This window comes from Candidatus Allofontibacter sp. (genome assembly GCF_038145245.1).
Taxonomy (GTDB): Bacteria; Pseudomonadota; Alphaproteobacteria; order Pelagibacterales; family Pelagibacteraceae; genus Fontibacterium.
The window spans coordinates 29,794-56,566 of record NZ_JAYQPI010000004.1 but is presented as its reverse complement, the minus strand read 5'-3'; the positions used below and the strand labels follow the sequence as shown (position 1 = coordinate 56,566).

At 31.3% G+C, this 26,773-nt stretch carries 27 protein-coding genes; 9 read left to right on the top strand and 18 right to left on the bottom strand.

Translation table 11 applies throughout. From position 1 onward, the window contains the following. Positions 1 to 276 (top strand): putative 2OG-Fe(II) oxygenase (locus AC8IGH_RS01695; RefSeq protein ID WP_507418985.1); only part of this gene is annotated, 276 nt, incomplete at its 5' end. Next, positions 269 to 649 (top strand): DUF2237 family protein, encoded by a 381-nt coding sequence (locus AC8IGH_RS01690; RefSeq protein ID WP_507418984.1) that lies wholly within the window; start codon positions 269 to 271, stop codon positions 647 to 649. The genes AC8IGH_RS01695 and AC8IGH_RS01690, both read left to right, overlap by 8 nt. An 87-nt stretch (positions 650 to 736) precedes the next feature. On the opposite strand, the gene AC8IGH_RS01685 is transcribed toward AC8IGH_RS01690, so the two are convergent. Genes AC8IGH_RS01685 through AC8IGH_RS01670 form a run of 4 tightly spaced genes read right to left on the bottom strand, consistent with a single transcriptional unit; the run spans position 737 to position 5,527 of the window. After that, positions 737 to 2,431 (bottom strand): GMC family oxidoreductase, encoded by a 1,695-nt coding sequence (locus AC8IGH_RS01685; protein WP_507418983.1) that lies wholly within the window; start codon positions 2,429 to 2,431, stop codon positions 737 to 739. Between the two features lie 14 nt (positions 2,432 to 2,445). Next, complete coding sequence (dxs, locus tag AC8IGH_RS01680) at positions 2,446 to 4,359, bottom strand: 1-deoxy-D-xylulose-5-phosphate synthase (RefSeq protein ID WP_507418982.1); 1,914 nt, start codon at positions 4,357 to 4,359, stop codon at positions 2,446 to 2,448. Beyond that, the gene (locus AC8IGH_RS01675) at positions 4,359 to 5,243 is read right to left on the bottom strand and encodes a polyprenyl synthetase family protein (RefSeq protein WP_507418981.1); all 885 of its coding nucleotides are present in this window, start codon (positions 5,241 to 5,243) and stop codon (positions 4,359 to 4,361) included. The genes dxs and AC8IGH_RS01675 overlap by 1 nt, the downstream gene beginning before the upstream one ends. Positions 5,244 to 5,245: 2 nt before the next feature. Then, the gene (locus AC8IGH_RS01670) at positions 5,246 to 5,527 is read right to left on the bottom strand and encodes an exodeoxyribonuclease VII small subunit (protein ID WP_507418980.1); all 282 of its coding nucleotides are present in this window, start codon (positions 5,525 to 5,527) and stop codon (positions 5,246 to 5,248) included. A 16-nt stretch (positions 5,528 to 5,543) separates the two neighbouring features. On the opposite strand from AC8IGH_RS01670, the gene AC8IGH_RS01665 reads away from it, so the two are divergent. From AC8IGH_RS01665 to AC8IGH_RS01655, 3 genes are read left to right on the top strand one after another with little or no spacing between them, the layout of a single operon-like run. Next, a complete protein-coding gene (locus tag AC8IGH_RS01665; RefSeq protein ID WP_507418979.1) occupies positions 5,544 to 6,500 on the top strand; it encodes an L-threonylcarbamoyladenylate synthase in 957 nt (318 codons plus the stop codon). Next, on the top strand, positions 6,493 to 7,230 hold the full coding sequence (locus tag AC8IGH_RS01660) for an ABC transporter ATP-binding protein (protein WP_507418978.1): 738 nt from the start codon (positions 6,493 to 6,495) through the stop codon (positions 7,228 to 7,230). The genes AC8IGH_RS01665 and AC8IGH_RS01660 overlap by 8 nt, the downstream gene beginning before the upstream one ends. Next, on the top strand, positions 7,227 to 8,021 hold the full coding sequence (locus AC8IGH_RS01655; protein ID WP_507418977.1) for an ABC transporter permease: 795 nt from the start codon (positions 7,227 to 7,229) through the stop codon (positions 8,019 to 8,021). Before AC8IGH_RS01660 ends, AC8IGH_RS01655 begins: the two co-directional genes overlap by 4 nt. An 8-nt stretch (positions 8,022 to 8,029) precedes the next feature. On the opposite strand, the gene AC8IGH_RS01650 is transcribed toward AC8IGH_RS01655, so the two are convergent. Genes AC8IGH_RS01650 through AC8IGH_RS01640 form a run of 3 tightly spaced genes read right to left on the bottom strand, consistent with a single transcriptional unit; the run spans position 8,030 to position 10,832 of the window. After that, entirely contained in the window at positions 8,030 to 9,433 is a 1,404-nt protein-coding gene (locus AC8IGH_RS01650; RefSeq protein ID WP_507418987.1) for an NAD(P)(+) transhydrogenase (Re/Si-specific) subunit beta, read from the bottom strand. Next, positions 9,433 to 9,735, bottom strand: a complete 303-nt coding sequence (locus tag AC8IGH_RS01645; RefSeq protein ID WP_507418976.1) for a proton-translocating transhydrogenase family protein — start codon at positions 9,733 to 9,735, stop codon at positions 9,433 to 9,435. The genes AC8IGH_RS01650 and AC8IGH_RS01645 overlap by 1 nt, the downstream gene beginning before the upstream one ends. Further along, on the bottom strand, positions 9,735 to 10,832 hold the full coding sequence (locus AC8IGH_RS01640; RefSeq protein WP_507418975.1) for a Re/Si-specific NAD(P)(+) transhydrogenase subunit alpha: 1,098 nt from the start codon (positions 10,830 to 10,832) through the stop codon (positions 9,735 to 9,737). The genes AC8IGH_RS01645 and AC8IGH_RS01640 overlap by 1 nt, the downstream gene beginning before the upstream one ends. A 189-nt stretch (positions 10,833 to 11,021) precedes the next feature. Between AC8IGH_RS01640 and AC8IGH_RS01635 the strand changes: the two genes are divergently transcribed. Beyond that, a complete protein-coding gene (locus AC8IGH_RS01635) occupies positions 11,022 to 12,692 on the top strand; it encodes a formate--tetrahydrofolate ligase (RefSeq protein WP_507418974.1) in 1,671 nt (556 codons plus the stop codon). A 7-nt stretch (positions 12,693 to 12,699) separates the two neighbouring features. Here AC8IGH_RS01635 and AC8IGH_RS01630 read toward each other — a convergent pair whose 3' ends face one another. The 6 genes from AC8IGH_RS01630 to AC8IGH_RS01605 all read right to left on the bottom strand — a co-directional run bounded on the left by AC8IGH_RS01630 (position 12,700) and on the right by AC8IGH_RS01605 (position 18,008). Then, on the bottom strand, positions 12,700 to 13,011 hold the full coding sequence (locus AC8IGH_RS01630; protein ID WP_507418973.1) for a hypothetical protein: 312 nt from the start codon (positions 13,009 to 13,011) through the stop codon (positions 12,700 to 12,702). Then, complete coding sequence (locus AC8IGH_RS01625) at positions 12,969 to 13,997, bottom strand: branched-chain amino acid ABC transporter permease (RefSeq protein WP_507418972.1); 1,029 nt, start codon at positions 13,995 to 13,997, stop codon at positions 12,969 to 12,971. Before AC8IGH_RS01625 ends, AC8IGH_RS01630 begins: the two co-directional genes overlap by 43 nt. Before the next feature lie 3 nt (positions 13,998 to 14,000). Continuing rightward, positions 14,001 to 14,906, bottom strand: coding sequence for a branched-chain amino acid ABC transporter permease (locus AC8IGH_RS01620; RefSeq protein WP_507418971.1), 906 nt, complete (start codon positions 14,904 to 14,906; stop codon positions 14,001 to 14,003). Then, entirely contained in the window at positions 14,899 to 15,696 is a 798-nt protein-coding gene (locus AC8IGH_RS01615; RefSeq protein WP_507418986.1) for an ABC transporter ATP-binding protein, read from the bottom strand. The genes AC8IGH_RS01620 and AC8IGH_RS01615 overlap by 8 nt, the downstream gene beginning before the upstream one ends. Positions 15,697 to 15,727: 31 nt before the next feature. Next, complete coding sequence (locus AC8IGH_RS01610; protein ID WP_507418970.1) at positions 15,728 to 16,558, bottom strand: ABC transporter ATP-binding protein; 831 nt, start codon at positions 16,556 to 16,558, stop codon at positions 15,728 to 15,730. Between the two features lie 100 nt (positions 16,559 to 16,658). Further along, complete coding sequence (locus AC8IGH_RS01605) at positions 16,659 to 18,008, bottom strand: ABC transporter substrate-binding protein (protein WP_507418969.1); 1,350 nt, start codon at positions 18,006 to 18,008, stop codon at positions 16,659 to 16,661. A gap of 157 nt (positions 18,009 to 18,165) precedes the next feature. On the opposite strand from AC8IGH_RS01605, the gene AC8IGH_RS01600 reads away from it, so the two are divergent. After that, the gene (locus AC8IGH_RS01600) at positions 18,166 to 18,660 is read left to right on the top strand and encodes an HPP family protein (protein ID WP_507418968.1); all 495 of its coding nucleotides are present in this window, start codon (positions 18,166 to 18,168) and stop codon (positions 18,658 to 18,660) included. A 3-nt stretch (positions 18,661 to 18,663) separates the two neighbouring features. Here the strand turns inward: AC8IGH_RS01600 and fdhF are convergent, their stop codons facing one another. The 4 genes from fdhF to AC8IGH_RS01580 are packed head-to-tail and all read right to left on the bottom strand — an operon-like array spanning position 18,664 to position 24,343. Then, entirely contained in the window at positions 18,664 to 21,426 is a 2,763-nt protein-coding gene (gene fdhF, locus AC8IGH_RS01595) for a formate dehydrogenase subunit alpha (protein ID WP_507418967.1), read from the bottom strand. Between the two features lie 3 nt (positions 21,427 to 21,429). After that, positions 21,430 to 23,079, bottom strand: a complete 1,650-nt coding sequence (locus AC8IGH_RS01590) for an NADH-ubiquinone oxidoreductase-F iron-sulfur binding region domain-containing protein (protein ID WP_507418966.1) — start codon at positions 23,077 to 23,079, stop codon at positions 21,430 to 21,432. A 13-nt stretch (positions 23,080 to 23,092) separates the two neighbouring features. After that, positions 23,093 to 23,938 carry a formate dehydrogenase accessory sulfurtransferase FdhD gene (fdhD, locus tag AC8IGH_RS01585; protein WP_507418965.1) on the bottom strand — a complete coding sequence of 282 codons (846 nt, stop codon included), beginning with the start codon at positions 23,936 to 23,938 and terminating at the stop codon, positions 23,093 to 23,095. Between the two features lie 9 nt (positions 23,939 to 23,947). Beyond that, positions 23,948 to 24,343, bottom strand: coding sequence for an iron-sulfur cluster assembly scaffold protein (locus AC8IGH_RS01580; RefSeq protein WP_507418964.1), 396 nt, complete (start codon positions 24,341 to 24,343; stop codon positions 23,948 to 23,950). 43 nt (positions 24,344 to 24,386) lie between these two features. Here AC8IGH_RS01580 and mobA point away from each other — a divergent pair, with 43 nt between their 5' ends. Together mobA and AC8IGH_RS01570 are read left to right on the top strand one after the other, a co-directional pair. Continuing rightward, complete coding sequence (gene mobA, locus AC8IGH_RS01575) at positions 24,387 to 25,001, top strand: molybdenum cofactor guanylyltransferase (RefSeq protein ID WP_507418963.1); 615 nt, start codon at positions 24,387 to 24,389, stop codon at positions 24,999 to 25,001. Continuing rightward, positions 24,994 to 26,241 carry a molybdopterin molybdotransferase MoeA gene (locus AC8IGH_RS01570; RefSeq protein WP_507418962.1) on the top strand — a complete coding sequence of 416 codons (1,248 nt, stop codon included), beginning with the start codon at positions 24,994 to 24,996 and terminating at the stop codon, positions 26,239 to 26,241. The genes mobA and AC8IGH_RS01570 overlap by 8 nt, the downstream gene beginning before the upstream one ends. Before the next feature lie 2 nt (positions 26,242 to 26,243). On the opposite strand, the gene AC8IGH_RS01565 is transcribed toward AC8IGH_RS01570, so the two are convergent. Then, positions 26,244 to 26,768 (bottom strand): molybdenum cofactor synthesis domain-containing protein, encoded by a 525-nt coding sequence (locus AC8IGH_RS01565; RefSeq protein ID WP_507418961.1) that lies wholly within the window; start codon positions 26,766 to 26,768, stop codon positions 26,244 to 26,246. Positions 26,769 to 26,773: the final 5 nt, after the last annotated feature.

Genomic DNA, 26,773 nt, shown 5'->3' with positions numbered 1-26,773 from the left:
GTTGGTTATCTTAAAGTTCCAAAATCTCTAAATGAAGATATAAGAACTCACAAACACAATTTAAAAACCCATGGCACAATTGATTTTATTCATGGATCAAGAAATTTTTTAAATAAAAGTATTTATAATCATATACCAAAAGTTGGCGATATGATCTTATTTCCAAACTACTTAATGCACACTGCTTACCCTTTTCAATCAGGTGATGAACGAAGATCATTTTCATTTAATGCAACCATTGATGAAAAAATTGCAAACGTTTTTAAACATGAATAAAATTCCAAAACAAAAAAACGTACTAGGTGAAGATATTGAGCCTTGTTCTATGAATCCAGTAACCGGTTGGTTTAGAGATGGTTCGTGCAACACAGATAAAACAGATGTTGGAATGCACTGTGTCTGCGCAAAAGTTAATAGTGACTTTCTAAATTGGTGCAAAGAAAACGGTAATGATTTAATTACGCCTCATCCTGAGTTTGGATTTGAAGGTTTAAAAGATGGAGATAATTGGTGTGTTTGTGCAAGTTGGGTAAAACGGGCAATTGACGCTGGACACGGATGTAAAATCTATCTTAGAAGAACTCATTTAAAGACCTTGGAAGTCATACCCATGGACACTTTAAAGAAGTTTGCTGTGGATATCTCTTAATTCAAAGTTCAGATGTTCTCGTTTTGATTCCATTTTGATTCCATTTTGAATCAAATTTTCTACTTTAAAGAGTGTATGTTAATAACTCTAAATATTAGATAAAATCTCCCTAGCAACTGTTTCTGCAATAACCATTACAGGGGCATTAGTATTACCTGAAGTAATTGTTGGCATTGAAGATGCATCTACTACTCTCAAACGCGATATTCCTCTAACTCGGCAATTTGAATCGAGAACTGTTAGTTCATTTTCCGCAACTCCATTACTATCTATTTTTCCCATAGCACAAGTTCCAACTGGATGAAAAATAGTTGTTCCTAAATTTCTTGCAGCATTTATTAAATCATTGTTTGTTTGAATATTTTCTCCTGGAAGAATCTCTTTTGGACTAAATGGCTCTAAAGATTTACTATGCATAATCTCTCGTGTTTTTTTTAAACCTATAACTGCAACTTTAAGATCTTCTTCTGTAGATAAATAATTACAAAATATTTTTGGATAATTCATTGGATCTGGACTTACAGCTCTAATCCATCCTCTAGAAGTTGGTCTTAAATTACAAACGCTTGGAGTAATGGCGTTATAAGGATGTAAATTTTCTCCAAATTTAGGAAGGGATAAGGGTTGAACATGCCATTCCATATTTGCGCTTGCTTGACTGGAGTCGCTTTTTGCGAATGCACCTAATGTAGAAGGTGGCATGGTAAGAGGTCCTGATCTAAATATGGCATACTGCAAAGCCATTCCAACTCGAGTTATTAAATTTTTATATAATGTATTTACAGTCTTACAATTTGAAACCTGATAAACTGATCTAATTTGCAAGTGATCTTGTAAATTTTCTCCAACTCCTTTTAAATTTAAAACAGGATTTACTCCTATAGACTTCAGATAATCTGATGATCCTATTCCTGAAATTTGTAATAAATGTGGAGAGCTTATAGCCCCCGAAGCTAGAATAACTTCATTCTTTGCCGTAACTATTTTTTTATTGTTTTGATTTAATATTTCTAGTCCATAAACTTCATTTTTAGAATTGGCCCATGCTTTAGTTTGATAACATTTTTGATTTCTTGTCGTGTCTGAAATGTTTTTTGTAAGGATTTTTAAAACTTGAGTTTGTGTCATTACAGTTAAATTTTTTCTATCTCGAATAGGATGTAAAAAAGCATCTGCCATAGACCAACGCACACCTTTTTTTTGATTTACATGAAAATATGCAGAGCCAAAATTATCGCCTCTATTAAACTCTGGAATTGAAGGAATGCCTTGTTCACTTGCAGCCTTTTGCCAAGCATCTAAAATTTTCCATTTTACTCTTGGTTTTTCAACTCGGATCTCTCCTTTGTCTCCATGCCACTCATTCGCTCCATCAAAATAATTTTCTATTAATTTATGTGTCTCTAATACATTTTTCCAATTCCAATTTTCATCTCCTGTAACTTTAGCCCAATGATTGTAATCACCAGATTGACCTCGCATATAAATCATTGCATTAATTGATGAGGACCCACCAACAACTCTTCCTCTTGCATAATGGATCGATCTTCCATTTAATCCAGGATCACATTCAGTTTTAAAACACCAATCAGTTCTAGGGTTTGTAATAGTAAATAAATAGCCAACGGGTATTTTAATCCAAAACCAGTTATCTTCTCCGCCTGCCTCAATTAATAAAACTCGATGATTTGAGTCTTTAGACAAACGATTTGCAAGTAAACACCCTGCGCTTCCAGCGCCAACAATAATTGTATCGAAATTTAATTGATTTGAATGGTTCACATCAAATCTTCTAATTACTTTATTGATCTAGATAAAGTTTTCTCACCAAAAAAAACATCTAGAGCTTTTTTAGATATGTGCGAAGCATTAAGCTCTGCAACATCATACATTCTTTCTGGTTTATCTTGATCGATAAAAACATCTGGTAAGATCATAGATCTAAATTTTAACCCTTTATCAAAAACTCCACTCTCTGCTAATAAATGCGAAACATGGGAACCAAATCCACCTATAGACCCTTCTTCAATTGTAATTAATACTTCGTGATTTTTTACAGTCTCTAAAATTAACTCTTCATCTAATGGTTTTGCAAATCTTGCATCAATAACTGTTGTAAATATTCCTTTTGCATCTAATTGCTGAGCTGCTTTAACGCATTCATGTAATCTTGTCCCTAAACTTAATAAGCAAATTTTATTTCCTTTTTTGATTACTCTTCCTTTTCCTATTTCTAATACTTCATTAATATTTGGAAGATTAACTCCATAACCATTTCCTCTTGGATATCTAAATGCTGAAGGCCTATCGTTTATTGTAACAGCAGTATTAATCATTCTAACTAATTCTGCTTCATCGCTTGGTGCCATTACTATAAAATTTGGAAGTGTTGCAAGATAAGTAATATCAAATGAACCTGCGTGTGTTGGACCATCTGCGCCTACTAAACCCGCTCTATCAATTGCAAATCTTACTGGGAGACATTGAATTGCAACATCATGAACTACTTGATCATAAGCTCTTTGTAAAAATGTTGAGTAAATTGTTGCGAAGGGTTTGTATCCTTCTGTAGCAAGTCCTGCTGCGAAAGTTACTGCGTGCTGCTCTGCAATACCAACATCAAATGTACGTTTTGGAAATTTTTTTGCAAAAATATCTACCCCTGTTCCTGAAGGCATTGCTCCTGTAATTGCAACAATTTTATTATCTATTTCTCCATGTTTCGTAAGAGTTTCACCATAAACCTTTGTAAATGTCGGTGCATTAGATGTAAGTTTTACTTGCGTTCCTGTAATGACATCAAATTTATTAACCCCATGAAACTTATCCTCTGAAGTTTCTGCTGGCTTATAACCCTTTCCTTTTTGTGTGATAACGTGAACTAAAAATGGTCCACTATGTTTTGAGTCTCTTACATTTTTTAACACTGGAATTAACTGATTAAAATCATGTCCATCGATAGTTCCTACATAATAAAATCCAAGCTCGTCAAATAAAGTCCCTCCAACTGCCAGACCTCTAAAATACTCCTCAAATCGTGCAGCTCTTGATTTGATTGATTTTGGAAACAATGATGCAATTTTTTTTAAAAAACCTCTAAATCCTATATAAGTTTTTCCTGAAAGTAATTTTGCAAGATATGATCTCATTGCACCCACTGGAGGAGCGATAGACATATCGTTATCATTTAAAATAACAATTAATCTAGATTTCATTGAACCTGCATTATTCATGGCTTCATAAGCCATTCCTGCACTCATGGCTCCATCCCCAATGACGGCTATCACATTGTTATTTCTATCGTCCAAATCTCTTGCAACGGCCATTCCTAATGATGCTGATATAGAAGTTGAACTGTGTGCCGCGCCAAATGGATCATAAATACTTTCAGATCTTTTTGTAAATCCAGATAACCCCTTACCTTTTCTTAGAGTTCTAATTTTATCTCTTCGCTCTGTTAAAATTTTATGTGGATAAGCTTGATGACCTACATCCCAAACCAATCTGTCATTAGGAGTGTCAAAAAGATAATGAATTGCAATAGTTAATTCAACAACACCAAGGCCGGCACCAAGATGCCCTCCTGTTACTGAGACTGCATCAATTAATTCTAATCTTAATTCATCAGCTAAAGTTTTAAGTTGAGAAACTTCTAACTTTTTTAAATCTTGAGGGTTTTTAATTTTATCTAATAACGGGGTATTCAACATTAATGATCTCTTCTTAGTAAAAAATTGACAGAATCTATCAATCTATCAGCTCTTGATCCATATTTATTTTTTAATTTTTCAGTAATTTCATCTAAAAGCTCATAACAAAATTCAATAGTTTTATTTATGCCAAGACTTTTAATAATTGTTGCTTTACCTTTTTGTTTATCTCTTCTTGTAGGTTTGCCAGTTTTATTTTTATCTCCGTATAAATCTAAAAGATCATCTGTAATTTGAAAAAGAAGACCTATACTCAATCCAATTTTTTTTAAAAATTTTCTCTGTAAATTCTTATTTGCCAAAATTGCAACACTTTCTGTACAAAAACTAATCAATTCGCCTGTCTTTTTATTTTGCATATCAATAATTAAATTTTTATTTACTCTCATCTTTTCAAATTTAAGATCTAAAAATTGACCTCCAGCAATACCAGCATACCCTGCTGAAGATGCTAATGCGTTAATTAAATTTATTTTTGATTTGGCATTAATGCTAATATTATTTGAGCTTAAAATTTCAAAGGCAAGTGTAAGCAAAGAGTTGCCTGCTAAAATTGCAGTCGCTTCTCCAAAAACTTTATGGGTACTTTTTTTTCCTCTTCTATAATCATCGTCATCCATACTTGGAAGATCATCATGAATTAATGAATATGAGTGTATGCACTCGACAGCTGCTCCAACAGCGATCAGTTTTTTATAATTTAAATTAAAGAGTTTTCCTGAGGTGACTATTAAATAAGATCTAAATTTCTTGCCACCTGAGAAAAGTCCATACTTCAATGCTTCGTATAGTTTACTCTTTTGCGATTGCTTCCTTAGATAATTTTTAAGAAAGATATCAACATGATTAGCGACTTTTAGAATTTGCTTCTCAGTGTTTTTCATTCTTAGGAATTTTTATTAAATTCCTTAGTTGAAAATTTACCGTCTTTATCAATAATAATTTGTTCTACTTTTAATGTTGCTTCCTTTAATTTATTTTCACAATGATTTTTAAGATGAACGCCCCGCGTATATTCTTCAATAGACTCTTCTAAATTAATAGACCCATCCTCTAGCTTACTAACAATATCTTCTAGCTGTTCTAATGCTTCCTCAAAGGACAGTTTTGCAATATCTGGAGAAATATTAGATTTTTTCATATAAGTATTTTTTTTAGAATTACTCATTTATATTAAATAATTAATGAAAAATATCTATTCAAATATTTATAAACCCACAAAAAATAATTTAAACAAAGCTAAGATTGCCCTAGAAAAAGGAGATGTAGTTGCAGTTCCAACTGAAACTGTCTATGGTCTTGCAGCTAATGCTTACAATACTAAGGCAGTAAAAAAGATTTTTTTATTAAAAAAACGACCAAGTAATAATCCTTTAATTATTCACTTTAGGAATATTAAACAAATAAAAAAAGAAGCCATAATTAATAAAAATTTTTTAAAACTTGTTAAAAAGTTTTCACCGGGACCTTTAACTTATGTTTTAAAAAGAAGAATAAGTTCTAAAATATCAAAACTCGCAAATAAGAATCTTGATACAATTGCTGTAAGAATCCCTAGTGAAAAAAACATAACTAAATTATTAGATATTCTAAAATTTCCGCTAGCTGCTCCAAGTGCAAATAAATCAAAATCTTTAAGTCCGACAACTGCAAAACATGTTGCGGAAGAATTTGGCGCCAATATTAAAATAATTATTGATGGTGGAGTTAGTAAAATTGGTATTGAATCAACAGTTATAGACTTAACAACTAAACCCAAAATATTAAGAGAAGGTGGAGTATCCTCTGAAATTATTGAAAAATTTTTTAAAATTAAATTAGCTCATAATAAAAATAAAATTATTAAATCACCTGGACTAACTGGCCTTCACTATTCACCTGGCATGCCAATTTATTTGAATAGAGAAAAGGCTGCTAGAAATGGTGCATTAATTACTTTTGGTAATACAAACTATAATAATCAAAGTACTTTTAACTTAAGTACCAGAGGTAATTTAAAAGAAGCTGCTAAAAATTTCTTTAATATTTTAAGAGTTATTAAAAATAAAAAATTTAGATCTATAAGTGTTAATAAAATACCAAATAAAGATTTAGGCAAAGCAATCAATGATAGACTAAGAAGAGCTGCATATTATGAGTGAAAATATTATAGAAGTTAGAAATCTATCAAAAAAATTTAAAAATCATTATGCAGTAAACAATATTTCCTTTGATTTAAAACGAGGTGAAATAAAAGGAATCTTGGGTGCGAATGGAGCTGGAAAAACAACTACAATAACAATGCTGTTAGGATTGTTAACTCCAACCTCGGGAAGTATTAAAATATTATCAACAAATATCTCTGTCGATAGACATAAAATCTTAAACAAAATAAATTTTTCATCTCCTTATGTAGATTTACCAAAAAAATTAACTGTAAAACAAAATTTGCTTGTCTACGGAATGTTATATGGAATTAAAAATATAAATAAAAAAATTAAAAGTGTTGCAAAAGAATTAGGTTTTGAAAGTTTGCTTGATACTAAAGTGGGTGAGCTTTCTTCTGGTCAAAAAACCAGAGTATCTTTGGGTAAAGCAGTAATTAATGATCCGGAAATATTATTTTTAGATGAGCCTACTGCCTCATTAGATCCAGATACCGCTGATCGCGTTAGGACTTTTTTTGAAAAATTTTGTAAAAATCACAATACAGCAATTATTCTGGCTAGTCATAATATGGAAGAGGTTACTAGACTTTGTGACACGATAATTATGATGAAGAATGGAAAAATTACAGATCAAGGATCTCCTAACAGTCTATTAAAAAAATATGGGAAAAAAAAATTAGAAGATGTATTTCTTAAAATCGCAAGGGATAAAAATAATTCATGAAGTCTTTAATTAGAATTTTTGCATTAGTTGTTAGATATTTTTATTTAATAAAAACTTCTTTTCCTAGAATTTTAGAACTCATGTATTGGCCAACATTTCAAATGATATTATGGGGATTAATTTCAAAATACTTAACAAACTCTAATGACACCGCCATACAAATTGGTGGTGTATTAATTGCGGGAGTTTTGTTGTGGGATGTATTGTTTAGAAGTCAATTAGGTTTTTCTTTATCCTTTTTAGAGGAAATATGGTCAAGAAACCTTGGACAGTTATTCGTCAGTCCTCTTAAACCATTAGAAATGGTTTTATCGTTAATGACTATAAGTTTTATAAGAACAATAATTGCAATCATTCCAGCAGCTCTACTTGCAATACCACTCTATTCATTTTCTTTATTTCAAATGGGGTTGAGTCTTATGATGTTTTTTACAAGCTTGTTAATGACAGGATGGATACTAGGAATATTTATTATTGCAGCAATTATTCGATTTGGCGTCTCTGCTGAAAGCCTGGCTTGGGGAGCTATTTTTACATTGGCTCCATTGAGTGCTGTTTATTATCCCGTTGAAACATTGCCTGAATGGATTAGATGGCTTTCATTATCGTTTCCACAAACTTATGTTTTTGAAGGAATGCGGGAAATTTTATTTAATAATAGTTTTAACGGTACCTATTATTTAAAATCTCTAGCTTTAAATGTTGTGTATGCATTTATTGCAGTTGTAGTCTTTTTAGTATCTTTTGAAGGAGCACGAAAACGAGGCGGACTTATTAATACGGGGGAATAAATTATTACTTAATCAAGATTTTTGATTATGTCTTCAACCATTTTTTTTGCATCAGCAAAAAGCATTAGAGTATTATCTTTATAAAAAAGTTCATTATCCACCCCAGCATACCCAGCTGCCATTCCCCTTTTTACAAATAAAACAGATTTTGATTTATCAACGTCTAATATGGGCATTCCAAAAATTGGGCTTTTTGGATCAGTTTTAGCTGCTGGATTAGTTACGTCATTTGCTCCAATTACGAATGCGACATCTGTATTTGAAAAATCATTATTTATATTTTCAAGTTCAAATACTTCATCATAAGGTACATTTGCCTCGGCTAACAAAACATTCATATGCCCAGGCATTCTCCCGGCAACAGGATGAATTGCATAAGAAACTCTTACACCTAATTTTTTTAATTTATCTGCCATTTCGCGAAGAGCGTGTTGAGCTTGTGCGACTGCCATTCCATAACCTGGAACAATAATAACTGAAGAAGCATTTTTCATTAAAAAGGCCGCATCATCTGCCCCTCCTTGTTTTACAGGCTTAGTATTTTTTTGAACTGCTGCAGTAGAGGTATCGCCACCAAAACCACCAAGAATAACATTAAATAACGAACGATTCATTCCTTTACACATAATATAAGAAAGGATGGCGCCAGAAGATCCAACTAAGGCACCTGTAATAATAAGAGCAATATTTTCTAAGGTAAACCCTATACCAGCGGCCGCCCAACCAGAGTAAGAATTTAACATCGAAACAACTACTGGCATGTCCGCTCCTCCTATTGGAATAATAATTAAAAAACCAATTAGGGTTGAAATAATTATAATTGCCCAAAATAAATTTTCAGATTGTAATTTTGTGAAAGAAAATATTAAAAAAATTATTAACAATCCTATAAATAAATTTATAAAGTGTTGCCCTTTAAATATTATTGGACTTCCAGACATCAAGCCTTGAAGTTTTAAAAAAGCAATACAAGAACCGGAAAATGTGATTGCTCCAATCGCTATTCCTAAAGACATTTCGATTAAAGATAGAATTTTAATATTCCCAACTTGTCCTATTCCAAATGATGAGGGGTTATAAAATGCTACAATTCCAACAAGAACCGCTGAAAGACCTACTAAACTATGAAAACCTGCAACTAATTGCGGCATTGCTGTCATGGATACTCTAAACGCTATTAATCCACCTATTAATCCACCAATAATAATTGGAACTAAAATATAAAAAATATTTTCTTTAATTTGATTAATGTCGCCAAGAGATAAAAGCGTTACAATTATTGCAAGCGACATACCTAAAATTCCAAAAAAATTTCCAGTTCTTGAAGTTTCAGGAGAAGAAAGTCCTCTAAGAGCCATAATAAATAGTATGCCAGTTACTAGGTACAATGTTGCAGTAATATTTGCTGAGATCATTTCTTTTTATTTTTTTTATACATTTTTAGCATTCGTTGGGTTACCAAAAAGCCGCCAAAAATATTAACTGATGCAAGTAAAATTCCAAGAATTCCTGGAAACTTCGCAAAAAATCCTTGTGTAATAGGAGACAATCCTACTGCAACCAAAGCTCCTACAATAATTACTGACGAAATTGCATTAGTCACTGACATTAAAGGTGTATGCAAAGCTGGGGTTACACTCCACACCACATAATAACCTACAAAAATAGATAAGATAAAAATAGCAAATCTAAAAATAATTGGGTCAATTTCCATTAATTAATCTCCTTATTAATATAAACTGCTTTAATAATTTCATCATTTTCATCAATCTTTAATTTTTTTTGAACCTTGTCATAAATAATCTCTAAAAAATTTAATATATTTTTTGCTAATAAAATAGAAGCGCTTTCTGAAATTCTGCTTGGAAAATTTTTATACCCTATAATTTTGACTCCATTTATAACAACAACTTTTCCTGGCTCAGAAAATGCTGAGTTGCCACCTTGCTCTACAGCTAAATCACAAATCACTGAACCACTCTTCATTGATTTAACCATCTCTTCTGAAATAATTCTTGGAGCTTGTTTTCCAGGAATTAATGCAGTGCAGATAACAATGTCTTGATTTTTAATTGTGATTTTTAACAATTCTTCTTGTTTTTTTTTGTCTTCAGCATCTAGTTCTTTTGCATAACCACCGCTTGTTTCTAAATTTTTTGAACTTTCGGCAAAAATAAATTTTCCACCCAAACTTTCGACCTGCTCCTTAGAGGCAAGTCTTACATCTGTTGCTGACACAACTCCTCCTAATCTTTTTGCTGTAGCAATAGCTTGAAGTCCAGCAACACCTGCTCCGACGATAAAAAATTTTGCAGGGGTGATAGTTCCAGCGGCTGTCATCATCATTGGAATTGCCTTATTAAATTCATAAACTGAATCTATAACTGCTTTATAACCAGCTAAATTAGCTTGGGACGATAAAATATCCATCGATTGAGCTCTAGTAATTCTTGGAAGTAATTCTAAAGAAAATATTTTTATATTTTTTTTTAATATCTTATTAATTTTATCTTTATTTAAGTGAGGAAAAAAACTACCAATTAATACTGCCCCCTCTTTTATTGATGAAATCTCAGATTCGCTAGGACAATTAATTTTTATAATAATATCTGAAGTTTTGTAAATTTCATCTTTAGTTAATATTTTAGCACCTAATTTTTGTAGCTCACTATCGCTAATATTTGAATTTTTACCAAAGTCTTTTTCTAACTGTACAGAAAATCCATGAGAAATGTATTTTTTAATTGTGTCTGGAGAAATTGCTATTCTCTTTTCATTTATATCGTTTTCAATAACTGACCCTAATATCATTCTGGATAACTCTTAATAAAATTTAAAATAATTTAAAAAATTATTGAACATGTTCTATTATCAAATATAAATTTCAATTAATAGAAGAGAAAATAATACACGTAATAAGTGCTATTAATTTTTCTAATATCTTTAAAGAAACTACAAACGCTGTTATCTCATTGGTACTTAAAAAATAATTAAAAAAATATGCTTAGTGATATCGAAATAGCTCAAAAGGCCAAAATGCGTAAAATAGTTGATATTGCAAAAGAGCGTTTGGATATTCATGAAAATGATCTTGAGAACTATGGTCGCTATAAAGCAAAAGTATCATTCTCCTATTTAGATAAATTAAAAAATAAAAAAGATGGAAAATTAATCTTAGTTACAGCTATTAGTCCAACTCCTGCAGGTGAAGGTAAAACTACAACCACTGTAGGATTAGGAGACGCATTAAATTGTATTGGAAAAAAAACAATGATTTGTTTGCGCGAACCTTCTTTAGGTCCAGTATTTGGAATCAAAGGTGGAGCTGCTGGAGGAGGACTTGCACAAATTGTGCCAATGGAAGATATAAATTTACATTTCACCGGTGATTTCGCTGCTATTGCAGCTGCTCATAATTTGTTAGCGGCAATGTTAGATAATCATATTTATCACGGTAATGAATTAGGAATTGATGTCAAAACTATTCAATGGAAACGTACTGTGGACATGAATGATCGTGCTCTTCGTAAAATTACTTTAGGATTAAATGAAAAAAAAGAAGGTTTTCCACATGAAGGTGGTTTTGACATTGTTGCAGCATCTGAGATCATGGCAATCTTTTGCCTATCAACTTCTCTTGAAGATTTAAAAAAACGTATTGGCCAAATTGTTGTAGCTTATAATAATAAAAATCAGCCAGTTCATGCAAAGGATTTAAAGGCTGTTGGTGCTATGACCGCACTTTTAAAAGATGCGTTAGCCCCAAATTTAGTTCAAACTTTGGAAAATAATCCGGCCTTTGTTCATGGTGGTCCTTTTGCAAACATTGCACATGGTTGCAATTCTATAATAGCTACTAAAGCGGCATTAAAAATTGCAGACTATGTAGTTACCGAAGCTGGTTTTGGTGCCGACTTAGGTGCTGAAAAGTTTATTGATATTAAATGTAGAAAATCTGGACTTCAACCTTCTGCAACTGTGCTGGTTGCAACTATTCGTGCAATAAAATATCACGGTGGCGCTGAACTTTCTAATTTAACTAAAGAAGATTTATCAGCTCTTGATAAAGGGCTTGTTAACTTAGAACGTCATGTCGAGAACATGACTAAAGTTTTTAATTTACCATGTGTTGTAGCTATTAATAAGTTTACCAGTGATACACCAGCTGAGATTCAATTAATTTTTGAAAGAATGAAAAAATTAAATGTCAAAACTGTACTTTCTTCGCATTGGGGTGATGGTGGCAAAGGTGCTGTTGATCTTGCAAAAGTAGTTATTGAATTATGTGAAAATTCTAATCAAAAGATGCAGTATGTCTATGAGGATAAAGATACATTAATTGAAAAAATTAATAAAGTTGCAAAGAAAATTTATAGAGCAAATGAAGTTACTATGGATGACAAGGTAAAAGCTCAGATTAAGAATTTACAAGATACAGGATATGGTCATTTTCCAGTTTGTATTGCAAAAACCCAAAGTTCTTTTTCTACTGATCCAAAATTAAGGGGCGCTCCTTCAAATCACAGTATTGCAGTTCGTGAAATACGTTTTTCTGCTGGAGCTGAATTTATAGTTATAATTTGCGGAAATATAATGACTATGCCTGGTTTATCTAAAAAGCCTTCTGCAGAGAATATTGATTATATTAACGGTAAAATTGTAGGTTTATAATACTAAATTACCTTCCCCACTTTTCTTTAAACTGCTCAGGGTACTGTCTTTGACTTTGATCGCAAATTCCAAATAATCTTGCATAGGGAAAATCTTTAAAACTTTTAATATCATTCATTTTTTCTTTTAAACTTTTGTTTACGTAAGCTTTATTTTGTTCTCCCCAAATATAAATATGTCCAGCGTCAGCGCATTTTTCTAATGCAGACTTTCTTGTTGAAAGCAAAACTATTACTAAGACAATGACTATAATAGAAATTACAGTAATGAAATAAATTAAGATTTTGTTTTTATTACTTTTCGTTTTAACGTTTCCCATAATTTTGCAAATCCTAAAGGCTCAAAAATCATTAAAGTTATAATTAGTCCGCCAAATACGATTTGCTCAATAGAACTGATGATTGTTGCATCTATTAAGCCGTGAAATACGTTGTTACCAATAGCGTTTAACACAACTGGAAAAAGTAAAATAAATGCTGCACCAATAAATGCACCAGAAATTGTTCCTAAACCTCCTATAATGGCCATAAACATAATTTTAAAAGATAAACTAATGTTAAATGCTGCAAAAGGTTCAGCACTTTTTAAATATGTAAAAGTAAATAAAACTCCTGAAATACCACATAAAAAAGCGTTAATTGCAAACGCTTGTAATTTTGTTTTTAGAAGAGAAATTCCCATAGACTCAGCAGCAATATCCATGTCTCTAACTGCCATCCAGTTTCTACCCGTAGAACCTCTTGCCATATTAATAGCGAGTAATGTTAAAACAATAACAATCGCTAAAACTAGAAGATACATTTCTTTTCCTTGAGTAAACGCTACTCCATTTATAAATATTTTTTGAAAAGTAGTTGATCCAGAGACGTCATAGTTTTTAAACCAAGGAAATTTATCAATAACCCAAACAATAAAAAATTGGGAAGCTAACGTTGCAACCATTAAATAAATTCCTCTAATTCTAAGACTTGGTAAACCAAATATGATACCAAGCAATGCTGCGATTAATCCTGATAAAACTAATGCTACTAAGAAAGGCATTCCATCAATTCGAAGCATCATATTGTAACAAGCATACGCTCCTGCACACATAAAACCTGCGGCACCTAAAGATAATTGTCCCGTATAACCCATCACAATATTTTGTCCTAAGGCTGCAATGGTTAAACACAGCCATGGCAATAAAATGGAACTATACCAATAATCAGCTTTAACAAAATTTGGTATAATTAAAAAACCTATAACCAATAAAACGACAAAGTTTATAATATCAGCTTTTGTATATCTCATAAAAACAGGTTTCATAAATTAAACTCTCCTAATTATTTTTTCTCCAAATAGCCCTTCAGGTCTATAAAGTAAAAATAGTATCGATAACATGTACGGAGCCCACGCTTCAATTCCACCTTTAAAGTAGGGTCCAATATAAACTTCTAAAACTTTTTCAACTGCTCCCACAAGCAAACCTCCAACAATTGCCCCTGGAATCGATGAAAATCCTCCAATAATTAAAACTGGCAAAGCTTTTAATGCTAATTCAATTAAAGCAAATTGAACTCCTGCTCTTGCTCCCCACATCATTCCAGCAACTAATGCAACAACTCCTGCTGCAGACCAAACTAATAACATGATATGCTTTAAAGGAATTCCTATAGAGCTAGCTGCTCCTGGGTCATCTGCAACTGCTCTTAAACCAAGACCAATTTTTGTAAATTTAAATAAAAGAGTTAAAAGCACAATCATACTAAAAGCAACTAAGCCTGCTGTTAGATCTAGTGCACTAATAAACAATTTTAAATTATCTGCAATCCACGGAATAGGAAAATCTCCAATTCCAAGACTTAGTTTTCTAACTTCAACACCCCATTTTGCTTGAGCAAGTCCTTCAAGAACGAAACCAAGACCAATAGTTGCCATTAAAATTGTATCTTCGCTTTGATTCATTAATGGACGAAGCACTAATCTTTCGGTTACTAAACCTACTAATATCATTAAAAAAACAACTGCAAAAAAGGCTACACCGAATGGTACTCCGTATTCCATTAACCCAACAAATGAAAGTACAGCAAAAAACACCATGGCACCTTGTGCAAAATTGAATGTTGATGACGCTTTATAAATAAGAACAAAACCAAGAGCGACTAACGAATACATTGTTCCTGACAATAATCCTCCAACCAAAACTTCAAAAAAGAATAAAATACTATCAGTCATGAGCTACTCCTAAATAGGCATCGATTACTTTTTTATTATTTCTTACAACGTCTGGAATATCATCTCCAATAACTTTTCCATAGTCTAAAACTACTACTCTATCTGAAATATCCATGACTACACCCATATCATGTTCAATTAAAACTATAGTAGTTCCAAACTCATCATTTACTTTTAAAATAAATCTACACATATCTCTTTTCTCTTCGACATTCATACCAGCCATTGGCTCGTCTAAAAGTAATATCGGAGCCTCCGTTGCCAACGCACGACCCAATTCCACTTTTTTTTGCAATCCATAAGGTAATTTTGCAACTTCAGTATTCTTAATATCTTCTATTTCTAAAAATTTAATTATCTCTTCACACTTTTCTATATTGGTTCTTTCTTCTTTTAAAAATCTTGGGAACTGAAGAGCAACCTCAACAAAATTTGATTTGCTGTGAAGTTTTCTTCCAACTAAAATATTATCTAAAACTGACATTCTTTTAAAAAGAGCTAAATTTTGAAATGTTCTTGAAATTCCTTTTTGCGCCATGATATTTGGAGTAATAGTGTTTAATTCCTCTCCTTTAAAAAATATTTTACCTTCTTGAGGTTTATAAATCCCATTAATACAATTAAGCATTGAGCTTTTACCTGCTCCATTAGGGCCAATAATTGCTCTTATTTCGTGTTCTAAAACATTAAAAGAAATATTGGTGATCGCCTTAACTCCACCGAAAGATAATGTTATATTTTTTACTTCTAAGATTGGTTTTCCTATTTTAAATTTTCTAGTATCAGACATAGATTTTTTTTTCTTTATTTTTACCTTATTTTTAAGCGATTTTCTTTTTTTCGGCATTTTTCCTTTTTTCAGTATCTTTAATTGCATCTCTAAAATTTAATCTTTTACCTTTTGATATACCTAAATATAATTCTTTTACTTTTTCGTTATTCGCTAAATTTTTGGCAGTTCCCTCTAACATAACATTGCCTGTTTCGATGATGTATCCATAGTCAGAATTTTTTAAAGCGATATTCGTATTTTGCTCTGCTAATAATATACTTACTCCTTCTTTTTCATTTAATTCTCTAACTATATTAAATATTTCTGCAACTAATTGAGGAGCCAAACCCATTGATGGTTCATCTAACAAAAGCATTTTTGGTTTAGCCATCATTGCTCTTGCAACGGCTACCATTTGTTGCTCACCACCTGAAGTAAAACCCGCTTGACTCTTTCTTCTCTCCTTTAATCTTTTAAAATAGGTATAAATCTTTTCAATTTCAGCATTTAAATCTCCTCTAGATAACTTTCTTGAGTAGGCACCAGAAATTATGTTTTCCTCAACTGTCAAATGTCCAAAACATCTTCTTCCCTCTAAAACTTGAACCATTCCAAGTCGAACCATGTCAGCTGGGTTTTGTTTTTTTATCTCAACTCCATTATAAATAATTGAACCCTTTGTTACTTCACCTCTCTCTGAAGCTAACATTGTTGAAATAGATTTAAGAGTAGTACTTTTACCAGCGCCATTTGCACCAAGTAATGCAACTATCTTTCCTTTAGGAACAACTAATGAAACATCATGTAAAGCTAAAATAACTTTATTATATGCAACTTCTATATTTTTAACTTCTAAAATATTTTCAGAGCTTTTCCCCATTTAATCCCTTTTAATTTTATATACGCAACTTAATTATTAAAAAGGGAGTGTAAACATTTATTTTATTTACACTCCCTAAATAAAAATAATCTACAAAAGATTATTTACATTTTTTAACAGTCATCTTATTTTCTGCTGCATATTTGGCAGCTGACTCTTCGATTTGAACTCTTATTGCTTTTGGATCGTTAGGAGCTGTCCAATCTCTAACTTTTTTGAAAGCTTGAGCTTTTCCATCCCATTGCATTAAAGCAAATTTACCAGCGCCTTCATGGTTTTCGCAAGAAATAGCAAATGGAGCTAACATACCTTCAATGCCATATTCTTTAAGTTTAGCATCTGTGATATTTAAAGCTTCATAACCATCTCTGAACTCAGCACCAGTAACCGCTTTTCCAACTTTATTATGGATTTTTTGAGCATTTTTTAATGCTTCAACCCACATTACTGCAGCACCTAAGCCTCTGTTATAATAAACAGTTCCAACTCTTTTTGGATCAGCCATGTTACCTTTTCCAGCTTTATAGATTTTTTCCTGAATATTTTTAATCAAAGGAAAATTTTTTCCAGGTAAAGCATTAGCAACAACATATGTTCCGTTAGCTGAATCACCAGCAGGAATCATATCCTCCTCGGCTCCACCAAAAGTAACATACATCATTTTTGTTCTTGGGAAATTAATTCTAGCAGCATTTGTCATTGCTGTTGAATTCATTCCAGAACCTGCGCCCCAGAAAGTAACCCAATCAGGTTTCTCTTGTCTAATTTGTAACCACTGAGATTGTTGTTCTAATCCTGGAGGAGCAATAGCAATTTCTACTAACTTAAATCCCCATTCATTCGCAAGTCTTCTCATTGTTGGAAGTGGCTCACGTCCGTACGCTGTATCAATGTGAAGATGAACTATTTTTTTACCCTTTAATTTTTCAGGACCACCACCTTCTAATTCAGCCATCCATCTTAATTTAACTGCAATTTGAGACCAGTAATGACTTGCAGCATTAAATACCCATGGCCAAACTCTACCATCTGCAGCATCTGTTCTTCCATATCCGTACTGAGCTAAAACAACATTATCTTCTGCCATACGGTTTATGACTGCGTAAGCACCTGGAGTTCCTAACGTATCAAATACTACAATTTTTTTACCATCTTTAGTCATTAGTCTTTGATAACACTCAACTGTTTTTGCAGCGTTATATTCTGTTTCGCACTCTTGCCATGTCAGCATAACTCCATTTACGCCACCAGTAGCATTGACATAATTCATATAGTCAATTTGTGCGCCATAATAACCAGTGCCCATTGCCGAATATGGACCTACTCGACTACTAGCCACAGGAAAATATTGTGTTTCAGCAGCAAATAAATTTACTGGTAAAACCATTGTTATAAAAAAAGTAGCCGATGCAAGAATCGAAACTACTTTTTTTAGATACTTATTAATCATTTATTAACCCCCTTATTGTTTATTAATGAATTTATATTCAGAAAAAAAATTACATTCAATTCAATTATAGTTAAGTATATGAAATTAAATTTTCAACTTATAAGTGTAACCAAAATTAAATATAAATTCTCAATTAAATGGTAAAAGAATTAGTAAAATGATTAGAACAATAAGAGACAATTATAAAAAAGCTCTAACTGCAAAAATATTCTCAATTCTCACAATTGGCACACTTTCTTTTTTAAGTTTTAAAACATCATTTGGTTTATTTCTTGTAGGATCATTTGGGGCCTCTATGGTCTTAGTTTTTGGATATCCAGAAAGTCCATTTTCTCAGCCAAAAAATATATTTTTTGGTCATTTTATTACATCTCTTGTTGGCGTATTAGCTTTAAATCTTTTTTCGATAGAACAACATTATTTATTTTTACAAATTGCTATTGCTGTAGGTTTTGCAATCTTTTTAATGATATTACTAGGAGTTACTCATCCTCCAGCAGGCGGCAATCCAATCTTTATAATTCTTGGCGGAGCAAATTACCAATTTTTATTAAATCCTATCATTTTAGGATCTGCAATAATTATAATTTATGGAATTATTTTGAACAGATTTATTTTAAAAAAAAATTATCCAATTAATTGGAAAATATAATTACTATTTAACCTGAACTTGATATTCGTTTTCTTTAGGCTCAAAACGATTTGAAATTTTTTTAACATCCACTGAAGAAACTTTATATTCTGCGCACATTGTTTCTTCATCTTTTCCGTGACCTGTTACCATGTTAACCATATGTTCTGGGAAGTGAAAAGTTGTAAAAACAACACCTTGTTTGACTTTGTCTGTTACTTCTACTTTTAAATCAACTTTACCTCTTCCAGAATATAATCTTCCAAAATCTCCTGTTATTAAATCTCTCTCCGCCGCATCTTTTGGATGTATTAAAAGAATATCTTCATCCATAATATCAATATTGTTTGTTCTTCTTGTCATCGTACCACAGTTATAATGTTGCAACGCACGACTAGTGGTTAATATTAATGGATATTCTTTTTGATTTGTTTCAATTTCTGTGGACTCTTTCCAATCAAAGTTTTTAAGTCTTCCTTTTCCAAATTTAAAAGTTTGAGTATGCAAAATCTTAGTGTCTGTTCCATCTTCTTGAACTGGCCATTGCAATCCAAACTGACCCAATCTTTCTCTAGTTACTCCTTTAAAGAAAGGCACAATATCTGCAATTTCTTTTAATACTTCATCTGCATCATAGTTTGGTTGATTAAAACCAAATTTTTGCATCATTTGCGTTACAATAACCGCATCTGTCTTAGTTCCAGGAAGTGGTGGCACTGCTCTATTAACTCTTTGTATTCTTCTTTCAGTGTTCGTAAAAGTTCCATCTTTTTCTAGGAAAGTAGTTCCTGGTAATACTACTGTTGCAAGTTTTGCAGTTTCGCTCATAAATATTTCTTGAACAACTAAAAATTCTAATGACTCCATAGCCTCAATAACGTGCGAACTATTAGGGTCTGTTTGAACAATATCTTCTCCTATAATCCAAACAGCTTTAAGCTCTTTTTTAATTGCGGCCTCAAACATTTGAGGAATTTTTAAACCTGGTTTTGTTGGATGGGTAACCCCATATTTTTCAGTATAAAATTTTTGGTTTTTTTCGTCGGCAACATTAAAATAACCAGCTCCTTGATGCGGTTGACATCCCATGTCGGCAGCTCCTTGAACGTTATTTTGCCCTCTTAAAGGATTTACACCAACACCTTTTCTTCCAATATTTCCTGTAATCATTGCAAGATCTGCAATTAACATGACTGTTTTTGAACCCTGTTCATGTTCTGTAACTCCTAAACCATGAAACTCCATTGAATTCTTAGCGGTCGCATAGGCTATCGCTGCTTCCTTAACTAATTGTTTATCTACTCCGGCAACTTTTGCTAACTCATCTACATCTTGTCTTGCTATTTCTTTAATAAAATTTTCAAAGCCCTCAGTTCTGTCTCTAACAAAATCAACATTATATAATTTTTCTTTAATTATAAAATGAAGCATCATGTTTAAAACGGCTACGTTAGTACCAGGTCTTAACTTGATATGATAATCTGCGAGTTTAGCAAGTTCTGTAGTTACAGGATCTAAAACAATTAATTTTTTTCCTTTCATTACTTGTTGTTTAATCTTGGCTCCTGTTACTGGATGAGCATTTGTAGGATTTGCTCCTATTACTAAAAATAAATCTGCGTGATAAATATCTTCTGTAGAGTTAGTGGCTGCCCCTGTTCCAAATGTTTGTTGCATACCCCATGCAGTTGGTGAATGACAAATTCTAGCGCAACAATCGATACTATTTGTGCCAATAACGGCTCTAATCATTTTTTGAAATAAATAATTTTCTTCATTGGTACATCTTGCAGAAGAAATTCCTGCAATTGCATCTGGGCCATGATCTTTAATAATTCGATTTAATTCTTTTTTTATAAAATCATATGCTTCATCCCAAGAAGCTGGTTCAAATTTTCCATTTCTTTTTATTAATGGAGTTCTTAATCTGTCCGGATGGTCATAAAAACCAAAAGCATATCTGCCTTTAATACATGTATGACCAGCATTGACTTCGGTTTGTTTAGGAGTGTCAATAGATACTACTTTATTATCCTTAATAGACGCTTCAAGATTACAGCCAACTCCACAATAAGAGCAAGTCGTTCTAACTTTTTTATCCACCGCAGCAGATTTAGATTGAAAAATATCTGAAATTGCATCAGTTGGACAAGTATGTGCACATGCACCACATGAAACACATGAAGAATCTCCAAACAACATATTATTGTCTGTTGTAATTCTTGATTCAAATCCACGTCCACTCATTGTTAAAACAAATGAACCTTGAATTTCATCGCAAGCTCTTACGCATCTTCCACAATTAATACAATGATCTAGGTTCATTCTCATATAAGAATGAGAAGTATCTTTCGGAATACCTTTGTGTTGTTTTGGATTATTATATCTATGATCTGAAATTCCTAAATCGTTAGCAACTTTTTGAAGTTCACAATTATTATTCACTTCACAAGTTCCGCATTCCATCGGATGGTCTGTTAAAACAAGTTCTACAATATTTTTTCTAAGAGTTTTTAAATTATCATTATTTGTAAAAATATGTTGGTTTTCAACCACTGGAGTATGACAAGAAGCAACTACTCGAGTAGGTCCGTCTTTTACTAAAGCAACTTCAACTGAACAAATTCTGCATGCTCCATAGGGAGCTAAGTTTGGATCGTCACAAAGGGTTGGAACTTTATCTTCTCCTAAATAACCCTTAACAAATTTTAATATAGATGTGTGATGAGAACCAATTTCATATGGTTTTCCATCAATATATGCAATTTTTCTTTTTTCTGAGCTCATTAGTTAAGCTAAAGTATCATTTTTCATTTCATCGGAGAAGTACTTTAGAATGTTCATAATAGGAGTTGGTATCGCTCCACAAAGAGCGCATAAACAACCCTTTTGCATAGTTTTTAAAAGATCGTTTAATAGTTGCATAGGAATTTTAGCTGTTTTTTTCATTACTTGATCGAACATCTCTTTTCCTCTGTAAGAACCTAATCTTCCAGGAAAGCATTTGCCACATGATTCTTCGGCTGAGAATTCAAATAAGTGATGAATGTATTCAACCATTGGAAAATTTTTAGGAATACTTACGACACTCGCATGACCTAACATAAAACCTTTGGCGCTAAATTCTTGAAAGTCTAAATTTAAATTATCAATCTCACTTAAAGGAACAACCCCACCTAATGGACCTCCGATTTGAAAAGCTTTAACAGGTTCTTTATATCCACCACCAATTTCATTAAATATTTTTTTCATTGGAGTACCCATATCAATTTCATAAACTCCTGGATTCTTAAAAAAACTATCAAGACAAACTAATTTTGTACCAGCAGATTTTTTATTTCCAATTGCTGCAAATTTATCAGCACCATTAATTAATATTCCAGTAACTGCAGCTAGTGTTTCAACGTTATTCACGACCGTTGGTTTTTTATATAACCCTTCTGTAACTGGGAATGGAGGTCTAACATCAACTTCGGCTCGTCTACCTTCAATTGATGCAATTAATGCCGTTTCTTCACCGCAGATATATGCACCTTGTCCAATACAAATATAAATATCAAAAGAAAAACCTGTTCCTAAAATATTTTCTCCAAGTAAACCTGTTTTTTTTAATTCATTAATACAGCCATTAATTGCTTCGATTGATTTTGGATATTCTCCTCTAATATATAAAACTCCTTCATCGCTTCCAATGACATACCCGCAAATTATCATTGCAAATAAAACTTTTAGTGGCTGATCCTCTAATAAATACCTATCCGAGAAAGCTCCTGAGTCACCTTCATCAGCATTGCAGATAACATATTTTTTCTTTACTTTTTCTCTACTGCAAAAATCCCATTTCATTCCAGTTGGAAAACCTGCCCCGCCTCTACCTGTAAGATTAGAGTCTAATATGGATTTAATAATTTCTTTTTTATCTTTTTTAAGGAATTTTGTTAATTGATCTTTAACTTGGTTAATAGAAGATAATTTATCATCCATTAAAAAACTTGTACTAGCATAACTTTTTGAAAAAAATTTATCTTGTTTAATTTTTTCACCTTTTAAAATTTGATCAATTTTTTCTATATCTTTGCCTGCATAATTATCGCCGTTGTAATGAAATGCATTATTTTCATAACAATGACCCAAACAAAACATTACTCCCACTTTATCATCACCTAATTTTGATTTTAGTGTCTGCTTTAATTTATCTTGCGTTCCAGCGCACATACAGGCGCTACCATTACAAACAAAAGCTTTCTTTTCACGATGAGCGGGCCTTAAGAATTCATAGAAACTTTCTGCCCCATAAACAGTTGAAACACCTAAATTATACTCATTTGCGATCTCTTTATTATCTTTTGGATGATTCTTTAAAACATTATCTGAAATTTTCTGAAATAAATTATGCTTTAAACCAACTTTACCAGATAAATTACTAATATTTTTTGACATACAATTACAAATATTAATTATTTATAATTACTTTTTGGGCATTGGTATACACATTAAAACTGTTGTCTTTAACAAAACCAATCAATGTTAATCCAAATTTGTTTGCTAAATCAATAGCAAGACTTGTAGGCGCTCCAACGCCAATCATTATTCCAATATTTGTCATTAAAACTTTTTGTACAAGCTCAAAATTTAAACGTCCTGAGCAAGCAATAAATTGTTCTTTGGAATTAAGTAAATTGTTTTTTAAAATATTACCTACTAATTTATCTAAAGCGTTATGTCGACCAACATCTTCGTTTATTGCTATTAGTTTACCATTACTTGAAAATAAACCGCTTGCATGAATTCCGCCTGTTTTAGAAAATTCTGATTGATTACTTTTCAAAATTTCAGGGGACTGAAGAATTGTATCTTTAGTTAATATTGGCTCTGTTAAAGAGATATTATCTTTTTTTATTATTTCTAGTGCATCTAAAGAAGATTTTCCACAAACCCCACAAGAAGAATTAGTTAAAAAATCTCTTTTAACTTTAGCAATATTAACATTTTGAGAATTATTTAGAGTGGCTAATATTTTATTTTGAATATTGTATTTTCCTACTTTATCACCAAAACTTTTTATAGAATCAATATGAATGATATTTTGAATAATCTGTTCATTAAATAAAAAACCTCTTACTAAATCCTCATCATGACCAGGGGTTCTCATGGTAATAGATAAAATTTGATTAACCCATTTATCATGTTCGTTTTTAAATTTTATTGAAATTTCTAATGGCTCTTCGATAGAGATTAGATCATCAACTTCTTCTGTTTGATTAGATTTAAATTTTAAAATCTTATATTTAGAATTCATTAAATCATTCTATTGTAGTGCTTTTAAAACAGTTCTTAATGGAAGTAATAAACATTCTTTTCTAGCCATATTTTTTTTATCAAAGATTTCTGAAAATTCTTTCCAACTATCTTTAGGATTTAATTGAGTATCTTTAAACATACCTTCAGCAATATTAAAAAAATCTTTAAATTCTTTTATATTTTTATTTTTAATCGTTCTCGAAAGTAAACTAACAGAAGCTTGACAATATATACAAGACTTACAGTTGTAGGCCATATCTTCTATAATATCTTTTTTTACAATTAAACTAACTTCCATTTCATCTCCGCAGATCGGGTTTTTATATTTTGATGAATGAGTTGAATTGCTAAGTTCTTTTTTATTTTCTGTGTGCGAAGCAATTTCCAAAATTTTTAAATCCATTATATATCTTTAATTGGTGTTTTAATGATTTATATTTAGATTAATGAATAATAACAGCATTTTAGGAGTTGTACTAGCAGGAGGACAATCGAAAAGATTTGGTCAAGATAAATCTCAAGTGCAATTAGGAGATAAAATATTAATCGACTATATTCTGTTAGAAATCTTAAATGAATTTAATGAAATTTTATTAATTTCAAATAACGATATTAAATTTTTAAATTCTAAAAAAATTATAAAAATTGAAGATTATAAAAAAGATTTAGGACCGTTAGGAGGTGTTTTGACGGCCATGAAATGGATTAAAGAAAATAATAAAAATTATAAATGGATTTCTACTTTTCCTTCTGACACTCCATTTTTTAGCAAGAAATACCTACAAGATTTCCTCAATCATATTAACGAAAAGGACGGTAAACTCTTTTTTATTAAGTCTAATGATAAAAGGCACAATATATTTGGTTTATGGTCACTAGAACTATTAAGCAGATTAGAAGATGATGTCATTAATAAGGGAGAGCGTAAAGTGGAGATTTGGGCTAATAACGTTGGCGTAAAAATAATTAATATGAATTTTAAAAAAAACGATCCTTTTTTTAATATTAATACAAAAGACGATTTAGAAAAAGCAAAGGAACTAATAAAAATTAATGATTAGCTACATAAAATCTCAACAAATTTTAAAGAAAGCATCTATTAAAATTGAAGATGAAATTATTAATAGTGAAAATTCACTTAATAGAGTCTTGTCCTTAGATATCTTCTCAAAACATAATTATCCTGCTGCAAATAATGCAGCATTTGATGGCTTTGCGGTTAACTCAGGTGATACTAAATTTTTAAATAAAAATTATCCTCAAAAATTTAGAATTATAGGATCAATGATTGCGGGAACAAAGCCTATTAATAAAAAAATTAAAAAATTTGAAACAGTTGAGATTATGACCGGCGGGATTATTCCAAAAGGCTTTAATACTATTATCCCGATTGAACAAATTATTTTTTACCCAAATAAGGATAATCCAAAATACATTGTCGTTGATAAAAAAATTAAAAAAAATCAACATGTTAGATTTTTAGGTTCTGATTATAAAAAAAATGATGTTATTATTAAAAAAGGTACAATTATAAACTCAAATCATATTTTGGCTTTAAAAACCTTGGGGATTAGAAAAATTAAAGTCAAAAAAAAACCTAACATATTATTTTTTTCAACTGGCAATGAAATCTCTAATAGTGAAAATATTCCCTCATGGAAAGTTAGAAATTCAAACGGTCCTTATATAAAATCATTAAATGAGAATTTTTTATTTAATTTTATTAATGGAGGAATCTTAAAAGATAATCATTCGTCGCTTTTTAAAAATCAGATAAAAAAATTATTAAGATCTAAGGTAGACTTAATTATAACATCAGGCGCTATTTCAGCTGGAAAATTTGATTTTATTCCTAGTATTATTAAAACTTTTAAACTCTCAAATTATTTTAAAGGAGTTGAGATCAAGCCTGGAAAACCGGTATTATTTGCAAAAATTAGAGGAAAAAATAAAGCGTTGTTTGGGCTGCCCGGAAATCCTATTTCAACAGCTGCTTGCTATAGATTTTTTGTAAATCCCTATCTGCTAAACATTTTAGGGGTACAACCTGAAAAACCAATTAAAGCAATTTTAAAAAATAATTATTTTAAAAATAAAAACATGACCCATTTCGTTAAAGCTAAATTAATTTCTTCAAATTCAGGTAAACTTTATCTCGAGGCTTTAAAAGGACAAGATTCTTTTAGAATAAAACCATTTGTACAATCTAATATTTGGGCTGTTTTTCCAGCAGGAAAACAAATTTTTAAAACAGGAGATAAAATTAATTGTTTTTATCCTAATTATCCAAATACTATTTAATATTATTTTTCTTTAAGACGAGGAATAATATTAATAAAATTGCAAGGTTGAAAACGAGAGTCTAATTGAAATTTTAAAATTCCTTCCCAAGCGTCGGTTACTGCCCCGGAAGATCCTGGCAAAGCAAATATATATTTTCCTTTACATATAATTCCTTGTGCTCGTGACTGAATAGTCGAAGTCCCAATTGTCTTAAAACTTAACATTCTAAATATTTCACCAAATCCAGGAATATCCTTATCTTTAATTTCATCTAGCGCTTCGATTGTTATATCTCGACCTGTCAAACCAGTCCCACCAGTACTAATAATTATATCAACCGCCTCATCACACCAAGTAAGAATAGTTTTTTTAATTTGTTCCTTATCGTCTTTTAAAATTTTTTTGCCAACAACACTATGACCTAATTCTTTAATTTTATTTACTAGTATATTGCCAGATGTGTCGTTTGATTCATTTCTAGTATCTGAAATAGTTAAGACGGCAATATTAACTGGTATAAATTTTTTTGTACTATCAGTTTTCATAATTA

Coding starts and splice junctions, on each gene's coding strand:
- fdhF (WP_507418967.1), bottom strand. CDS start 21,426: ATGAGCTCAGAAAAAAGAAAAATTGCATATATTGATGGAAAACCATAT.
- AC8IGH_RS01620 (WP_507418971.1), bottom strand. CDS start 14,906: ATGACTGATAGTATTTTATTCTTTTTTGAAGTTTTGGTTGGAGGATTA.
- mobA (WP_507418963.1), top strand. CDS start 24,387: ATGAATAATAACAGCATTTTAGGAGTTGTACTAGCAGGAGGACAATCG.
- AC8IGH_RS01630 (WP_507418973.1), bottom strand. CDS start 13,011: ATGGGAAACGTTAAAACGAAAAGTAATAAAAACAAAATCTTAATTTAT.
- AC8IGH_RS01605 (WP_507418969.1), bottom strand. CDS start 18,008: ATGATTAATAAGTATCTAAAAAAAGTAGTTTCGATTCTTGCATCGGCT.
- AC8IGH_RS01665 (WP_507418979.1), top strand. CDS start 5,544: ATGAAAAATATCTATTCAAATATTTATAAACCCACAAAAAATAATTTA.
- AC8IGH_RS01640 (WP_507418975.1), bottom strand. CDS start 10,832: ATGATATTAGGGTCAGTTATTGAAAACGATATAAATGAAAAGAGAATA.
- AC8IGH_RS01600 (WP_507418968.1), top strand. CDS start 18,166: ATGATTAGAACAATAAGAGACAATTATAAAAAAGCTCTAACTGCAAAA.
- AC8IGH_RS01590 (WP_507418966.1), bottom strand. CDS start 23,079: ATGTCAAAAAATATTAGTAATTTATCTGGTAAAGTTGGTTTAAAGCAT.
- AC8IGH_RS01625 (WP_507418972.1), bottom strand. CDS start 13,997: ATGAAACCTGTTTTTATGAGATATACAAAAGCTGATATTATAAACTTT.
- AC8IGH_RS01635 (WP_507418974.1), top strand. CDS start 11,022: ATGCTTAGTGATATCGAAATAGCTCAAAAGGCCAAAATGCGTAAAATA.
- AC8IGH_RS01690 (WP_507418984.1), top strand. CDS start 269: ATGAATAAAATTCCAAAACAAAAAAACGTACTAGGTGAAGATATTGAG.
- AC8IGH_RS01675 (WP_507418981.1), bottom strand. CDS start 5,243: ATGAAAAACACTGAGAAGCAAATTCTAAAAGTCGCTAATCATGTTGAT.
- AC8IGH_RS01610 (WP_507418970.1), bottom strand. CDS start 16,558: ATGGGGAAAAGCTCTGAAAATATTTTAGAAGTTAAAAATATAGAAGTT.
- fdhD (WP_507418965.1), bottom strand. CDS start 23,938: ATGAATTCTAAATATAAGATTTTAAAATTTAAATCTAATCAAACAGAA.
- AC8IGH_RS01670 (WP_507418980.1), bottom strand. CDS start 5,527: ATGAGTAATTCTAAAAAAAATACTTATATGAAAAAATCTAATATTTCT.
- AC8IGH_RS01580 (WP_507418964.1), bottom strand. CDS start 24,343: ATGGATTTAAAAATTTTGGAAATTGCTTCGCACACAGAAAATAAAAAA.
- AC8IGH_RS01645 (WP_507418976.1), bottom strand. CDS start 9,735: ATGGAAATTGACCCAATTATTTTTAGATTTGCTATTTTTATCTTATCT.
- AC8IGH_RS01615 (WP_507418986.1), bottom strand. CDS start 15,696: ATGTCTGATACTAGAAAATTTAAAATAGGAAAACCAATCTTAGAAGTA.
- AC8IGH_RS01655 (WP_507418977.1), top strand. CDS start 7,227: ATGAAGTCTTTAATTAGAATTTTTGCATTAGTTGTTAGATATTTTTAT.
- AC8IGH_RS01565 (WP_507418961.1), bottom strand. CDS start 26,768: ATGAAAACTGATAGTACAAAAAAATTTATACCAGTTAATATTGCCGTC.
- dxs (WP_507418982.1), bottom strand. CDS start 4,359: ATGTTGAATACCCCGTTATTAGATAAAATTAAAAACCCTCAAGATTTA.
- AC8IGH_RS01660 (WP_507418978.1), top strand. CDS start 6,493: ATGAGTGAAAATATTATAGAAGTTAGAAATCTATCAAAAAAATTTAAA.
- AC8IGH_RS01570 (WP_507418962.1), top strand. CDS start 24,994: ATGATTAGCTACATAAAATCTCAACAAATTTTAAAGAAAGCATCTATT.